This window comes from Arthrobacter sp. NPDC080082, from assembly GCF_040686595.1.
Classification (GTDB): Bacteria; Actinomycetota; Actinomycetes; order Actinomycetales; family Micrococcaceae; genus Arthrobacter.
Window position 1 is genome coordinate 177,482 of record NZ_JBFBKQ010000007.1, and the last position, 13,906, is coordinate 191,387.

The window sequence follows — 13,906 nt, forward strand, 5'->3', positions numbered from 1 at the left end:
GCTCTCAATCTACCCTTCGCTGCCGTCTGCGGCGGCCCATGGAAGCGGGTGACCGGCCGGCCTCCCGTCGATCCATCCCACCGGGATGTTCAGTGCCTCGACGGTCTCCGGCGAGGAAGTGTAGGCGGCGCCAACGACGGCCATGGCGTCGATCTCCAGCCGCGACCGGACCAGGTTGATCCAGCGGGCAGTGTCCGCGGTTTTCCGGCCGGCATCCACCACCACCCAGACCTGGTCCGGGGAAAGGGCCGCGAGGGCCTGGAGCCGCGCCAGCGCGTGCCGGCCCTTGCCGAGGCCGAAGGCCGCAATGACCGTTTGTTCGGTTTCCACGGCGTGGGCGCGGGCCGCCGTCGCGCTTTGGCGCCCGTCCAGGTGCAGGTGGCCGTAGGCGCTGAGCTCGCCCGCGGTGCGCACGTCCGCGCCGCCCGCGGCGATGGACATGTCCAGGGCCGTGTCGAGCGGGTCGTCGCCCAGGCCCACCAGAACCACCAGGTCTCCGGTGCCGCGCAGTGGAACCGGAGCCGGGATGCGTTTGGGAGCCGCGGGCGCCTCGGACCGTTCCTCGGTGCGGCGAGCACTTTCGGCCGGTTCGGCGGGCCCGAGCAGGCTCACGGCGGCGGTGCGGGCACCGGCTGCCGCGGCGCCGGGTGCGGATCCCGCGGGTGCGCCTGACGGCGCGCCGGCGGGCTGCGGCGCCCGCGCGGGTGCCGGAGCGGCGGCGGCCGACGGCGGTTGCAGCCCGGAGCCGAGCTGATTCAGCAATTCGGCGAAGCCGGGCGTCTCCGTGGACAGTGCCGGTTGTGCCGGGCGGTGCATGGTCATCTCGGCGGCATCTGCCTCGGCCAGCAGGGCCGCGATGGCGCCGCCCTGCAGGGCATGGCCGGGGGCGGATACCCGGGCCTGCTCGCCGGGGGCGGCAGCAGAAGCGGCGGGCCCCGGGGCGGCTCCCCCGGCGGCGCCCGCCGGCGGCGCCGGCGTGGCGGAACCGGCGGGCTCAGTCTTCGCTGCCCGGCCGGACTTGGCCGCCTTGGCGGCCTTGCGGCGGGACTTGCGGCCGGGCTCCTCGGCAGCCGGGGCTGCCGGGGACGCGCTCGGCGCCGTCGACGCCGGTTGAGGTGCAGCGGCCGGGGCGCCCGGCACGGACGGAGCGGCCGGCACCGACGGCGAGGACGAGTCAGGCGCCGCAGACGTCGCGGACGCCGGGGCCGGGGCCGCCGGGACACTGTCGACGGTGGCGGCCGGCGCGCCGTCGCCGTCGGCGTTCAACACGTCGGCGTCGGGCAGCACCTCACCGGTGACGACGTCGTGCCGGGGCTGCAACTCGACCACCGCCTCGTAGCGGTTGGCCGCGAACATGCCCGCGATGCCCGGGCTGATGACGCGTTCGGCCGAGACGATCCGCGCCGCGGGGCCGTACTGGGCCCGGGCCTTAGCCTGGATTTCCTCGAGCGAGGCCCCCTTAAGCCGATAGCGGTTCGGCATGGCGCACGACTCCTACGGTCTCGATCCGGACATTGGCGGAGGTGACCTCCCGGTAGGAGAGCACCGGGAGGGACCCGGGCTGGGCACCCATCAGCCGGTGGATGGCCGGGCGCAGGGCGGGTGCGCAGACCAGCACGGGCTGCCGGTTGGCGGCCGCCGCGGAGTCCATGGCGTTCTGGACCGAGCGGAGCACGGCGTCGAGGCGGTCCTGGCCCATGACGATCTGGCTGCCGCCCTCGGCCGGGCGCATGTCCTCCAGCATGGACTGCTCCAGCAGCGGGTCGATCATGATCACGTTGAGCACCGGTCCGTCCATGAACCGTGCGGTCAGTGCCGGGCCCAGGGACTGGCGGGCCGCCTCCACGAGGGACTCCGGATCGGTGGAGACCTTGGCGCGGAGCGTGAGCGCCTCGTAGATCCGGGCGAGGTCGTTGATCGGAACCTGCTCGTCCAGCAGGCCCTGCAGGACCCGCTGCAGTTCGGCGAGGGAGAGCAGCGCGGGCGTAAGTTCCTCGACGGCGGACGGGCTCTGCTTCCGCACGCCCTCGGTGAGAACCCGGACGTCTTCGCGGGAGAGCAGCCGGGCGGCGTTGGCCGTGACGATCGAGGACAGGTGGGTGACCAGCACGGACACGCGGTCGATCACGGTGGCGCCGGTCATCTCCGCGTTGTGCCGCATCTCGGCGGGGATCCACTTGCCGGCCAGGCCGAAGACCGGTTCGATCATCGCCACGCCCGGCAGGGACTCCAGGGAATCGCCGAGGGCCAGCATCTGCCCGGCCGGGGCGCTCCCCCGCCCGGCCTCCACGCCGGCGATGCGGATGGCGTAGGTGGCCGGGGGCAGGTCCACGCTGTCGCGGGTCCGCACCGGCGGGATGACCAGGCCCAGATCCATGGCGATCTTGTGCCGCAGGGACCGGACCCGGGCCAGCAGGTCGTCGGAGGCGCCGGAGACCATGTCCACCAGGTCCGGGGCCAGCAGGATCTCCACGGGGTGGATCCGCATCTCCTCGAGCAGCTTCTCGTTCGGGTCCTGTTCGGGGGCGCTCAGGGCGGCGGCCTCGGCCTCACTGGCCTGGACGGCCTGCCGCTGCGCGGCGACGGTGCGGCGCGAGGCCAGCACCAGGCCGGCGCCCACCAGGATGAACGGCAGTGGCGGCATGCCGGGGATCAGCGCCATGGCCATCGCGGCCACGCCGGCGATCATCAGGGCGTTCGGGGACTGCAGCAGCTGGGTGGACGCGGTCCGGCCCATGTCCGCCTCGGCGTTGGACCGGGTCACGATCATGCCGGTGGAGACCGCCATCAGCAGCGCCGGGATCTGGGTGACCAGGCCGTCGCCCATGGTCAGGAGACCGTAGGTGCCCAGCGCGTCGCCGATCTGCTGGCCGCGCTGGAGCATGCCGATGGCGATGCCGCCGACGAAGTTGATGATGATAATGATGATGCCGGCGATCGCGTCGCCCTTGACGAACTTGGAGGCACCGTCCATGGCGCCGTAGAAGTCGGCCTCGGCGGAGACCTCGGCGCGGCGGGCGCGGGCCTGGGTGTCCGTGATGAGGCCGCCGTTGAGGTCGGCGTCGATGGCCATCTGCTTGCCGGGCATCGCGTCGAGGGTGAAGCGGGCCCCCACCTCGGCGACGCGCTCGGCGCCCTTGGTGACGACGACGAACTGGATGACCACAAGGATCAGGAAGACGACGGCGCCGATGATCATGGAACCGCCCACGGTGACCTTGCCGAAGGCCTCGATGACCTGGCCGGCGTAACCGTTGCCCAGGACCAGGCGGGTGGAGGCCACGTTCAGGCCCAGCCGGAACAGGGTGGCCACCAGCAGCAGCGAGGGGAAGACGGAGAAGTCCAGCGGCTTCTTCACGAAGATGCTGGTCAGCAGCACCAGCAGCGCCAGCAGGATGTTGCAGACGATCAGGAAGTCGAGCAGCGGTGCCGGGACCGGGACCACCAGCAGGAGCACGATGCCGACGATGCCGATGGGCACCGCCAGCCGGGCGAGCCTGTTGTTCATGACGCGGTCCTTTCACTGGGGCGTGCGCAGCAACGAGGGTTCATAGTGTGGCTCCCGCCATCCGGTGCAGCCCGGCGGCGGAGCCGCGGGCCTTGAGCGACATGACGAAGGCCAGGACGCCGGCGACGGCGTGGTAGAAATCGACCGGGATCTCCTGGCCCAGTTCGCAGGCGCCGTGCAGGGCCCGGGCCAGCGGGATGTCCTGCACCATCGGCACCCGCTTGTCCTCCGCTTCCTGGCGGATGCGGGCCGCGACGTGGCCGGCGCCCTTGGCCACCACGCGCGGGGCTGACTTGCCGGGCTCGTATTTGAGCGCGACGGCGACGTGCGTGGGGTTGACAAGGACGACGTCGGCGTCGCTGATCGCGGCGATCATGCGGTTCCGGCTCATCGCCAGCTGCCGTGCCCGGCGCTGGGAGCGGATCAGCGGGTCTCCCTCGCTGCTCTTGTTCTCGTCCTGGACTTCCTTCTTGGACATCCGGGTCTTCTTGCGGTTCCGGCGCATGACCACGAAGAAGTCCACCGCCGCCAGGCCGATGCCGGCGAAGACCGCGAACTGCACCAGCGAGGCGACGCCGCCGCCGGCCGCCGCGACGACGCCGGAGACCGGCAGGCCGCCGGCGGTCAGCAGCACCGGGATCAGCCCCTGCACCACGGAGTAGAGCACCAGCCCGACGACGGCGACCTTGAGCAGCGCCTTCGCCCCGCCCCAGAGCGCCTGGGTGCCGAAGCTGCGCTTGAGCCCGTTGAGCAGGTTGAAGTTTTCGAAGTCGACCTTGAACTTCTTGACGTGGATGCCGCCCTGAAGGGCGGAGCCGATCAGCACCGCAAGGAACACCACCACCAGCATCGGGGTGATGATGCCCGTGACGGAGCCGAGTCCGTCGGTGAGGGCCTTCAGCGCCTTTGCCGGGTCCGGGTCCGCCATGACGGAGCGGACGCTGAAGAGCTGGTCCACGGCGGAGTTGGCGCCGCTCTGGATGGTGGCCGGGATCATCACGGCGGCCGCGCCGACGGCCAGCCAGGCGGTGAGGTCCTGTGAGCGGGAGAGCTGGCCCTTGGACCGGACTTCCCGCATCCGTTTGTCGGTGGCCTGCTCGGTTTTTTCCTGTGAATCAGCCATCAGCCCACCCCCAGCACCGTCTTGGCGGCCTGCCCGGCCAGGGTGGACACGATCCGCGGCAGCGCAAGGAAGAGGAAGGCGGCCAGCGAGAGGGTGAGCATGATCTTCAGCGGGAAGCCCAGCGAGAACGCGTTCAGGGCAGGCGCCACGCGGGTCAGGAGGCCCAGCCCGACGTCGGCGAGGAACAGCACCACCAGCAGCGGCCCGGCAATCTGCACCGCGGCCAGGAACATCCCGGTCACGGCGGAGGTCATGGCCTGGACGGGCTGGGCGAGATCGAGCCCGCCGGCCAGGGGCAGCGCGGTGAAGCTGCCGGTGAGTCCGGCGATGACCAGCTGGTAGCCATCGGAGGCGAAGAGCAGCGCCAGGGCAGCCATCTGCAGCAGGCGGGTGAACTGCGCGCCGTTGACCATCATCTGCGGGTCGAACGCCTGGGCCATCTGGAAGCCGCTGAACAGGTCGATCAGGCTGCCGGCGGACTGCACGGCGGCGAAGACCAGCAGCACCAGGAAGCCCAGGACCAGACCGGTGGCCAGTTCCAGGACCACGGCGGTGAAGAACCCCGCGGTGTCCTTGGCGGTGTAGCTGCCGGAGACGCGGCTGGTGACGGCCAGGCCGAGGCCCACGCCCAGCATCGCCTTGATCCGCGCGGGGAAGGCCGCGTGCGCGAACGGCGGTGCCACCACCAGGAACGCGGTCATCCGGACACTCGCCAGGAGCAGGACTTCCAGCCAGGTCTGGTCGATCGGGATGCCCACCTCACATGCCCCCGAGCAGTCCGGGGATCTTGGCGAAGAGGTCGTTGGTGAAGGAGACCATCTCGGTGATCATCCAGTGGCCGCAGACCAGCAGGGCCACGGCGACGGCGGCGAGCTTGGGCACGAAGGACAGCGTGGCTTCCTGCAGCTGGGTGATGGACTGCAGCAGCGAGATGGCGAGGCCCACCACCAGCGCGGTCACCAGCACCGGGGCGGAGAGCTTGGCGGCGACGATCATGGCCTGGAGGCAGATGTCCAGGACGGCGTTGGCGTTCATCCGGATCCCGCGTAGCTCTGGATCAGCGAGGTGATGATCAGGCCCCACCCGTCCACCAGGACGAACAGCAGGATCTTGAACGGCAGCGAGATCATGACCGGCGGCAACATCATCATACCCATGGACATCAGGGCGGCGGAGACCACCAGGTCGATTACCAGGAACGGGATGAAGATGACGAAGCCGATGATGAAGGCCGCGCGCAGCTCGGAGATCATGAACGCCGGGATGAGGGTCTGCAGCGGCACCGCGTCCGGATTGGCGGGGTTCTCCATCCCCGCGGCCCGGGTCATTAGCGCGATGTCCTCCTCGCGGGTGTGCGCCAGCATGAAGTGCTGCAGCGGCACGGAACCAGCGTTGAGCGCGCCGTTGAAGTCGATGGTGCCGTTCAGGAAGGGCTGCACGCCGGTGGTGTTCATCTCGTTAATGACCGGCCACATGACGAAGATTGAGAGGAACAAGGCGAGCCCGGCCAGGACCTGGTTCGGCGGGATCGAGGGCAGCGAGAGCGCATTCCGGGTCATCGCCAGCACCACGAAGATCTTGGTGAAAGAGGTCATCATCAGCAGCAGCGCCGGTGCCACGGAGAGCAGCGTGATGCCGATCAGGGTCAGGACGGCGCTGGAGGGCTTCCCGTCCATGCCGTTGATCTCGATGTTGACGCTGCCGGTGTCAGGGGTCGCCGGGGCGGAGGGGGTTGCCGGGGGCGTCGGCGGCACCGGCGCGGCGTGGCCGGCGGCGGCGTTGAGCCACAGGATGAGGATGGCCAGGAGCACGGCGGCCAGGCCGAGGGCCAGGATTTTCTGGAAGCGGTCGACGGCGGCGGGTGCGGGCTGGAGCGTGGAGGACGTGAGCGGGCGGATCAATTGCGGCGTCCGCTCCTGAGCGCGGCGGCGGCCTGCTTCCAAGTGGATCCGGAGAGGATCGACCCTTGCAGCGGCGGGTGGGTGGTGCCCGGGGTGGGGCGGCCGGCGGCGGTGCGGGGGTGGCCGTCGCGGTGCATGGAGCTACGGCGGGAGAGCGGGAGCTCCGCGGCGGGGACGCCGGGGACGGGAGCGTCCGCGGCGACGGTTGCGGCGGGCGCGGCGGTTGCGCCGGCGGCCCCGGTGGCACCATTGGCACCCGTGGCGGCGAGGATCTGGGCGAAGGCGCCGGCGGCACCACGGCGCGGTTCGGCGTCGGTCGCCTCCACCGGTTCCTCCGGGATCTCCCCGGTGTGCAGGACGTTGACGGCATGGTCGGTGACGCCCAGCAGGAAGCGCTGCCCGCCGGCGTCGACCACCACCACGGAGGCGCGCTGGCCCACGCTCTGGCGGCTCACCACGCTCAGGGTGGCGTCAGCCCGGCGTCGTCCCGGGCCCTTGCCCAGGCGGCGCTGGAGCACCGAGATCAGGCCCAGCACCGCGCCCAGGGCTACGACTACCCGCAGCCCAAGGATCAGCGAGTCCATTCAGCTAAGTCCCTCGGCCACGTCGAGGATCCGGGTGATGCGCACGGCGTAGTCCTGGTCCAGGACCACGACCTCCCCGTGGGCGATCAGGCGGCCGTTGAGCAGGACGTCGGCGGGGGCACCGGCGGAGCGGTCCAGTTCGATGATCTTGCCCGGTTCGAGGGAGAGCACGTCCCGGACGGACATCCGGGTGCGGCCGATCTCCACGGTCAGGGCCATTTCGATGTTGTTGATGCGGCCCAGGCGGCCGGCCACGGTGTCGCCGCCGCCGAAGAGGTCGCCGCCGCGGTCCTGGCCTCCGCCGTGTTCGCGCAGGCGTACCGCGAACCAGGCGGCCGGGTTGGTCCCGTCGGAGAGTTCGAACACGGCCGTGTCCGGGTCCGTGAGCAGGCCGGAGGCGTCGGATTCCCGCAGGTCGGAGAGCACGCCGGCGCCGAAGACCGAACTGGCGGCCTCCATCGCGGGGCGGAGCACGTCGGTGACGGAGACGACGCCGCCGCGGCCGCCGGCCATCCCGCCCGCCGCCTCGTCCAGGAAGGTGCGGTCGCTGAGCATCAGGGCCAGGTCCGCGGTGACGGATCCGACGAAGGTAGCGGTGACGGCCTGCCGGGCGTACGCCACGGCGGCCCGCGCCGGGACGAGGGCCGTTACCTTGAGGGCCACCGGGCTGGGCAGCTCCTCGACGAGCCGTTCCGCCGACGATTCGTGCTTGGTCAGGGTCATGCTCATTGGTGGTTCTCCTCGATGGTGACAATGACTGCAGCGGCCCGGGACCCGTTGCGGGCGGGAGCGGCCGTTGCCAGCCGCGTGCCGTCCAGGGTCAGGTCAAAGGGCCGGTTTTCCAGGTGCGGGAGGGTCAGCACGTCGCCGACGGCGAGGCCCAGCACCTGGCTGGGGGTGACGTAGGAGGTGGCGAGCCGTACGGAAAGTTCCACCGGAACCCGCTCCAGCTGGGAGCTGACCCTGGCGGCGGCGTCGCCGCGGTTGTCCGTGGGGTTGACCTTCTTCAAGCGGCCCAGCAGCAGCGCCGCCGGGACGGCCAGGGTGGCGGGAGCGCTGATGTTGCCGACGTTGATGATGAACGCGGCGACGATCATCAGCTCGCTCGGCGCGGCGGCCTGGGCGAACTGGGAGTTGTACTGGACGGTGTCCACCTTGATGGCTTCGCTCAGCAGCGGCCCCAGCGAGTAGCCGAGGTCCTCAAGGGCTTCATCCATCAGCCCCTTGACCAGCGCCTGCTCGATCTGGGTGAACTTCCGGTCCGGCATGGCCGTGTCATTGGAGGCGCCCAGCATCCGGTTGATCCAGCCCAGGGCGGCTGGGGCGGGGAACTGGACCACCAGCTTGGAGTCCTGGGTGTCGACGGCGCAGAGCACCATGGCGGTCACCGCCGGCAGGGACGCGGCGTACTCGTCGTAGCTTTGCATCCGCACGTCCTCGAGCCGGACCACCGACTTGACGCGCACCTTGGCGGTCAGCTGGGTACCCCACTGCCGGGCGAAAGTCTCGAAGGCGAGCTCCAGGACCCTGCTGTGCTCACGCGCCAGCGTCGCGGGACGCCGGAAGTCATAGACGCTGACGGTCCGCTCCCGTGCCACTTCCCGTTCATCCATAACACTCACGGATGCCACTATCGGCAAGGGAACCGGGCCGGTAAGGCTGCGGCGGCGCCTATTTCTCGGTGAGTTTCAGTGCCTCGGGGATAAGTGCCCGGACGGTCTCCGGCTCGTTCGAGATGACCACGATGTCCACGCGGCGGTTGCGTTCCATCAGCTCCGGCGTCGAGTCGTCGTTGACCTGCCGGGCCGAGCCGAACGCGACGGCGCCGATCCGCTCGGGCGGGATGCTGCCGCGGTCCACCATGAAGCGCAACACGTTGACGGCCCGGGCGGAGGATAGTTCCCAGGTGGAGGGGTAGGCGGTGATGCCGTTGGCGGCGTGGCCCTCCACCATGATCTCCAGCCCGGCCGGGGCGAGGATGGGCGAGATGATTTTGAGGACCTGGGTGGCACGGTCGGTCAGCTCGGGCCGGTCCGGGGCGAAGAAGGCCTGCGAACCGATCAGCTTCACGGTCAGCCCGCGCTGATCGATCTGGAACTCGACGTTCTCGGTCAGTCCGGCGGCGGAGAGTCCGGCCTTCATCTTCTCCTGCAGGGCGCGCAGCCGGTCCACTTCCTTCTTGGCTTCCTCCAATTGCTGGGCCTGGTCCGCCGGCGCGGTCGCGGGAATGGAGGGCGGCGTGGAGGCCGGGGCCGACGCCGGGCTGGAGGCGGCGGCGAAGGCCTCGAGGTTCTTGTCGACGAAGTCGGGCGGCACCACCGTGCCCTCCGCGGTGTCCACGGTCTGGGTGGCGACCGTGCCGAAGCCGGTGGCCAGGGAGTTGCGGAGCTTTTCGAACTTGTTCGCGTCCACTGTGGACATGGCGTAGAGCACGATGAAGAGGCACATCAGGACGGTGACCATGTCCATGTAGGAGGCCATCCAGCGTTCGTCGACGTGGTGTGCCTCGGGCTTCTTGCGCCCGCGACGGCGGGAACTCACGCCGCGTCGTCCAGGCTGGCGGCCAGCCCGTCGCCGCTGGGGGCCTTCTTGCCGGAGCCGGCGCTCTTGAGCTGGTGTTCGGGCACCATGGAGCGGAGCCGTTCGGCCAGCAGCAGGGGCTGGGCACCGGCCTGGACGGCGAGCATGCCCTCCATCACCAGGGTCATGCGTTCGATTTCCAGTTCGGAGAGCCGGGCCAGGCGGGAGCTGAAGGGCAGCCAGATGAAGTTCGCGGAGAGCAGGCCCCACAGGGTGGCGACGAAGGCCGCGGCGATCATGTGGCCGAGTTCGTCCGGCTTGGAGAGGTTCTCGAGGACGTGGGTCAGGGAGACGACGGTGCCGACGATGCCCACGGTCGGGGCGTAGCCGCCCAGGCTGGCGAAGAACTTCGAGGACGCGTGGTCGCTGCGGGTCTTCGTGTCGATCTCGTCCTCCATCTGCACGCGGAGGTCTTCGGCGTCGGTTCCGTCGGCGATGTTCTGGAGGGCGCGGGCGAGGAACGGGTCCTTGAGGCTGGCGGCCTCCTCCTCGAGGGAGAGCAGGCCCTCCGCGCGGGCCTTCTCCGCGAAGCGGACCATCTGGTCGATGCTTTCCTGCGGTTTGGCGGTCTTGCCCATGAACATTGCCGGCACGGCTTTGAAGGCCTGGATGACGTCCTTGAGCGTGTTGCCGGCCAGGCCGACGGCCAGGGTGGCGCCGAACACCAGGACCATGGGCCCGGGCAGCAGCAGCGACGTGATGTTGCCGCCTTCGATGAACACCATGCTGATCACGGCACCGAAGGCGAGGAGTATTCCGATGATTGTTGCGGGATCCATGGGTTACTTCCTCGGTGCTTCGGGGTCCGGCGAGCCGGCGTCGTCGTCCGTCTCCGCGTCCGGGACCAGGCTCAGCGGATAGCCGGTCACCGCGGGAAAGTCCCGGGCCTTGCTCAACACGTAGGCGCGGTAGTCGGCGATCAGTTCGACCACTTCGGCCAGGCTTTCCAGCACCACGTAGGCGGCGCCGTCGAGCGTGACCAGATGGGTATCCGGGCTCTCGTGGATCCGTTCAATCAGGTCCGGGTTGACCGCGAAGCGCGTTCCGTTGAGGCGTGTGACGACGATCATGGGCCGATTCTGCTTTGGGGACGGCCTGGCCGGGGCGGACAGGCGGGACGGGTGTTCTCCCTTCACTGTCGGCCGGCGGGGCCCGTTCGTTAGGCAGGGGCGTTCCCGGACCCCGCTCCCCGTGCGCTCGACCGCCCGGCAACGCCGTGTTGCCCTATCACCTGCCGCTGTTATCCGGCCGGTTTGGCCGCGGTAAGTGATAGGGCAACGACGACGGCGATGCTAGCGCTTGAGCTGGGTGAGCTCCTGCAGGACCTCGTCCGAGGTGGTGATGATGCGGGCGTTGGCCTGGAAACCGCGCTGGGCGACGATCAGGTTGGTGAACTCCTGGGAGAGGTCCACGTTGGACATTTCCAGGGATCCGCCGGCCAGGGTGCCGATGCCGGGGTCGCCGGCCGCACCGAGCTGGACGTTGCCGGAGTTGGCGGTGGCGACGTAAGAGGAACCGCCCGCCTTCTCCAGGCCCGCCGGGTTGGTGAACTTGGCCAGCGCGATCTTGGCGAGCACCTGCTTGGTGCCGTTGCTGAAGGATCCGATCAGGGAGCCGTCGTTGCCCAGGGTGAAGGATTCGAGCTTGCCGACCGCGGAGCCGTCCTGCCCTGCGACGGTGAGGGAGTTCATCGTCGCATATCCGGAGACCTTTGACAGATCGATGGAGATTGCGCCGAGCTGGAAGGGACCGCTGGGCGTCAGGGTGCCATCGGTGTTCTGGTTGAGCGTGATGCTGCCGGTCGCGCCATTCTTGTCTGCCCCGGAGGCGTTCCATCCCGTTGCGGTCTTGCTGAAAGTAAGCGTCACGTCGCGGGCAGCGCCGGTGGCGTCGTAAACCTTGACGACACGCTCAAGGTCGGGGCTGCCGACTGCCGCGTCGCTGGGGAGGTTGCCGTCCAGAGTGACCTTCTTCGTGGCCGTGGCCACCATGGTGTTCGGGTTCAGCGTGATGTTGCCGATCGGACCGGCCGGGTCCACGGTGCCGCCGTTAGCGGTCCAGCCCTGCAGGATGGCGCCGTCGGGGCTGACCAGCTGGCTGTTCGCATCGAAGGTCATGGACCCGGCGCGGGTGAAGAGCTGCTGGCCGCCCTTGTTGGTGATGAAGAAGCCGTCGCCGGAGATCATCATGTCCGTGGCGCGTCCGGTGCTCTGCGAGGAGCCCTGGGAGAAGTTGGTGCTGACGCCTGCCACGCGGACGCCCAGGCCGATCTGCGCCGGGTTGCTGCCGCCGGTCTGGCCCTGCGGTGCGGAGGCACCCTGGGTCATCTGGGAGAGGGTGTCCTGGAACTGGGTGGTGGAGGACTTGAAGCCCGCCGTGTTGACGTTGGCAATGTTGTTGCCGGTGACGTCGAGCATGGTCTGGTGGGCACGGAGGCCGGAGATTCCGGAGTACAGCGAGCGGAGCATGGGAACTGCCTTTCTACGGGGAAGAGCTGATTAGGAGGCGGCTGGCGCCGTAATGCCGGAAATCGAATCGAGCGGAATGGAGAGGGTGCCAACCTTGACGGTCGGCACGCTGCCTGCGAATGACACGGAGCCGGCGAGGCCGGTCCCGGTGGTGCCGTCGCTGAGGGTGTAATCAACGTTGTGACCCACCAGCTGTGCGGCGGCGGAGCGCATCTGCAGCGAGAACGCTTCCTTGCTGTTGGTGGTCATCTCGGTGGTCTTTTCCATCATGGAGAGCTGGATGGTCTGGCTCATCATCTGGTTGGTGTCCATCGGGGCGCTGGGGTTCTGGTTTTTCATCTGGGCCACCAGCAGCGTCATGAAGACATTGGCGTCCATGGTCTGGACGGGTGAGCGCACGGATGACGCCGGTGTGGAGGTTCCCCCGACAGCCTGCGGGGTGACCGGCTGAGGGGTAACGGACTGCGGGGTGATCGGCTGGATCGTCATGGGTCGCGTTCCTTCGTGTCAGGCGAGAATGTCGAGGGTGGTCTGGGGACCGTTCAGGATCCGGGCGGTTCGGAGCGAGGATTCGTCCGCCAGGTCGTCCCACCGGTGGCCCGGCCGGCGGGCGCCCGGGGTGTCCTGGCCTCCACCGGACCCATATCCGCTGCGGCCGGGGTCCTGTCCCCCGCCCAGCCAGGCGTCGGGCCGGTTTTGCTGGGCCCCGTCCTGGCCCCCTGCCGGCGGGCCGCTCTGGTTCGAGAGGTTCAGGCTGGCACCGAAGCCGGCGCCTGCGAGTTCCTTCCGCAGTTCCGGCAGGAGATTACGCACCGCCTCGCGGCCGGCCTCCGCCGGTGCGAACAGTTCGATTCTCACGCCGGCCGCGTCGATGTGGGCGCGGACGGTGAGCGGCCCCAGGTCCTCGGGGGAAACCTTCAGAGTCATGATGTGCTGCCCGGGCGCGGCCGCGGCGAGGGTGAAGAGCGGCTTGGCCAGCTGGGGCAGAAGCGGCGGCTGCGGCGCGGCGGGCGGGGCGGGAGCGGGTGCTGCCGACGCCGGGACGGCGGACGGCGCGGCGGGGGCAGAGGCTGCACCGGCGAAGGCTGCAGCGGCCGAAGCGTCGACGGCGGGAGCCACGGCGGCCGGCGTTCCGGAAGCGTCCTGTGCGGCGGGTGCGCCGGCGGCGGCAGCCGCCGCGGGAACCGGCTGCGCAGCCAGCACTGCCGTGGCGACGGCGGCCGGCACTGCCGCGGATGCGGCGCCCGCCGGGGCCCCGGCAGGCGCGGCCGCGGCCACTCCTGCGGCGCTCACGACGCCGGTCCGGTCCTGACCCGCGCCGAGGCTGGACGGTGCGGTCACTTGGGTGGTGGCCCCGCCGGCAGGATCCGCGGCAACGGCTCCGGCGGCAGCGCTCTCCGGCTGGTGACCCGGGGCTGCGGAGCCGGGACGGGCACCTGCCTCCCCGGCAGCGGTAGCGGCTGACGCGAACTGCTGAGCCGCGGGCGCCGCACCGGGCGCTGCAGCGTCAAGGCCAGCGATAGGTTCGGCTGCCTGCCCTCCGGTTGCGGTGGGGCGTCCTGCCGGTGCTGCGGCCTGGCCAAGGGTGCGCGCGAGCGCCCCCGGCAGGCGGAGCGCGTCGGCGGCTACGGCTGTCGGGGCAGGCAAGGTGGCTGGCGTTTCCCCGCCGGTTGCGACGGCGGACTGCGCGGCACGGGGATCAGCAGTCACAATGCCGGCAGTCGCCGGTCCGGTCAGATCAG

General features: G+C 70.1%; 15 protein-coding genes. All 15 read right to left on the reverse strand.

Annotation, left to right across the window (positions count from 1 at the left end):
• Positions 1-9: 9 nt before the first annotated feature.
• The 15 genes from AB0O44_RS15090 to AB0O44_RS15160 all read right to left on the reverse strand — a co-directional run bounded on the left by AB0O44_RS15090 (position 10) and on the right by AB0O44_RS15160 (position 13,505).
• Positions 10-1,482, reverse strand: a complete 1,473-nt coding sequence (locus AB0O44_RS15090) for a hypothetical protein (protein WP_364138784.1) — start codon at positions 1,480-1,482, stop codon at positions 10-12.
• On the reverse strand, positions 1,460-3,508 hold the full coding sequence (locus tag AB0O44_RS15095; protein ID WP_364138785.1) for a flagellar biosynthesis protein FlhA: 2,049 nt from the start codon (positions 3,506-3,508) through the stop codon (positions 1,460-1,462). The genes AB0O44_RS15090 and AB0O44_RS15095 overlap by 23 nt, the downstream gene beginning before the upstream one ends.
• 40 nt (positions 3,509-3,548) lie before the next feature.
• Positions 3,549-4,631: an EscU/YscU/HrcU family type III secretion system export apparatus switch protein gene (locus AB0O44_RS15100; RefSeq protein ID WP_364138786.1), complete on the reverse strand. Its 1,083-nt coding sequence runs from the start codon at positions 4,629-4,631 to the stop codon at positions 3,549-3,551.
• Positions 4,631-5,389, reverse strand: coding sequence for a flagellar biosynthetic protein FliR (locus tag AB0O44_RS15105; RefSeq protein ID WP_364138788.1), 759 nt, complete (start codon positions 5,387-5,389; stop codon positions 4,631-4,633). Before AB0O44_RS15105 ends, AB0O44_RS15100 begins: the two co-directional genes overlap by 1 nt.
• A 1-nt stretch (position 5,390) precedes the next feature.
• Complete coding sequence (gene fliQ / locus AB0O44_RS15110) at positions 5,391-5,666, reverse strand: flagellar biosynthesis protein FliQ (protein WP_290258740.1); 276 nt, start codon at positions 5,664-5,666, stop codon at positions 5,391-5,393.
• The gene (fliP, locus tag AB0O44_RS15115; RefSeq protein WP_364138855.1) at positions 5,663-6,451 is read right to left on the reverse strand and encodes a flagellar type III secretion system pore protein FliP; all 789 of its coding nucleotides are present in this window, start codon (positions 6,449-6,451) and stop codon (positions 5,663-5,665) included. The genes fliQ and fliP overlap by 4 nt, the downstream gene beginning before the upstream one ends.
• Positions 6,452-6,528: 77 nt before the next feature.
• On the reverse strand, positions 6,529-7,116 hold the full coding sequence (fliO, locus tag AB0O44_RS15120) for a flagellar biosynthetic protein FliO (protein WP_364138790.1): 588 nt from the start codon (positions 7,114-7,116) through the stop codon (positions 6,529-6,531).
• The gene (fliN, locus tag AB0O44_RS15125) at positions 7,117-7,845 is read right to left on the reverse strand and encodes a flagellar motor switch protein FliN (protein WP_364138791.1); all 729 of its coding nucleotides are present in this window, start codon (positions 7,843-7,845) and stop codon (positions 7,117-7,119) included.
• Positions 7,842-8,729, reverse strand: coding sequence for a flagellar motor switch protein FliM (locus AB0O44_RS15130; RefSeq protein WP_290258803.1), 888 nt, complete (start codon positions 8,727-8,729; stop codon positions 7,842-7,844). The genes fliN and AB0O44_RS15130 overlap by 4 nt, the downstream gene beginning before the upstream one ends.
• 58 nt (positions 8,730-8,787) lie before the next feature.
• Positions 8,788-9,657, reverse strand: a complete 870-nt coding sequence (locus AB0O44_RS15135) for a flagellar motor protein MotB (RefSeq protein ID WP_364138792.1) — start codon at positions 9,655-9,657, stop codon at positions 8,788-8,790.
• Positions 9,654-10,475 carry a MotA/TolQ/ExbB proton channel family protein gene (locus AB0O44_RS15140; protein WP_290258745.1) on the reverse strand — a complete coding sequence of 274 codons (822 nt, stop codon included), beginning with the start codon at positions 10,473-10,475 and terminating at the stop codon, positions 9,654-9,656. The genes AB0O44_RS15135 and AB0O44_RS15140 overlap by 4 nt, the downstream gene beginning before the upstream one ends.
• A 3-nt stretch (positions 10,476-10,478) precedes the next feature.
• Complete coding sequence (locus tag AB0O44_RS15145; protein WP_290258747.1) at positions 10,479-10,766, reverse strand: flagellar FlbD family protein; 288 nt, start codon at positions 10,764-10,766, stop codon at positions 10,479-10,481.
• Positions 10,767-10,988: 222 nt separating this feature from the next.
• Positions 10,989-12,164: a flagellar hook protein FlgE gene (locus AB0O44_RS15150; protein ID WP_364138794.1), complete on the reverse strand. Its 1,176-nt coding sequence runs from the start codon at positions 12,162-12,164 to the stop codon at positions 10,989-10,991.
• 30 nt (positions 12,165-12,194) lie between these two features.
• Complete coding sequence (locus AB0O44_RS15155; protein ID WP_290258749.1) at positions 12,195-12,653, reverse strand: flagellar hook capping FlgD N-terminal domain-containing protein; 459 nt, start codon at positions 12,651-12,653, stop codon at positions 12,195-12,197.
• Between the two features lie 18 nt (positions 12,654-12,671).
• Complete coding sequence (locus tag AB0O44_RS15160) at positions 12,672-13,505, reverse strand: flagellar hook-length control protein FliK (RefSeq protein ID WP_364138795.1); 834 nt, start codon at positions 13,503-13,505, stop codon at positions 12,672-12,674.
• Between the last annotated feature and the right edge of the window lie 401 nt (positions 13,506-13,906).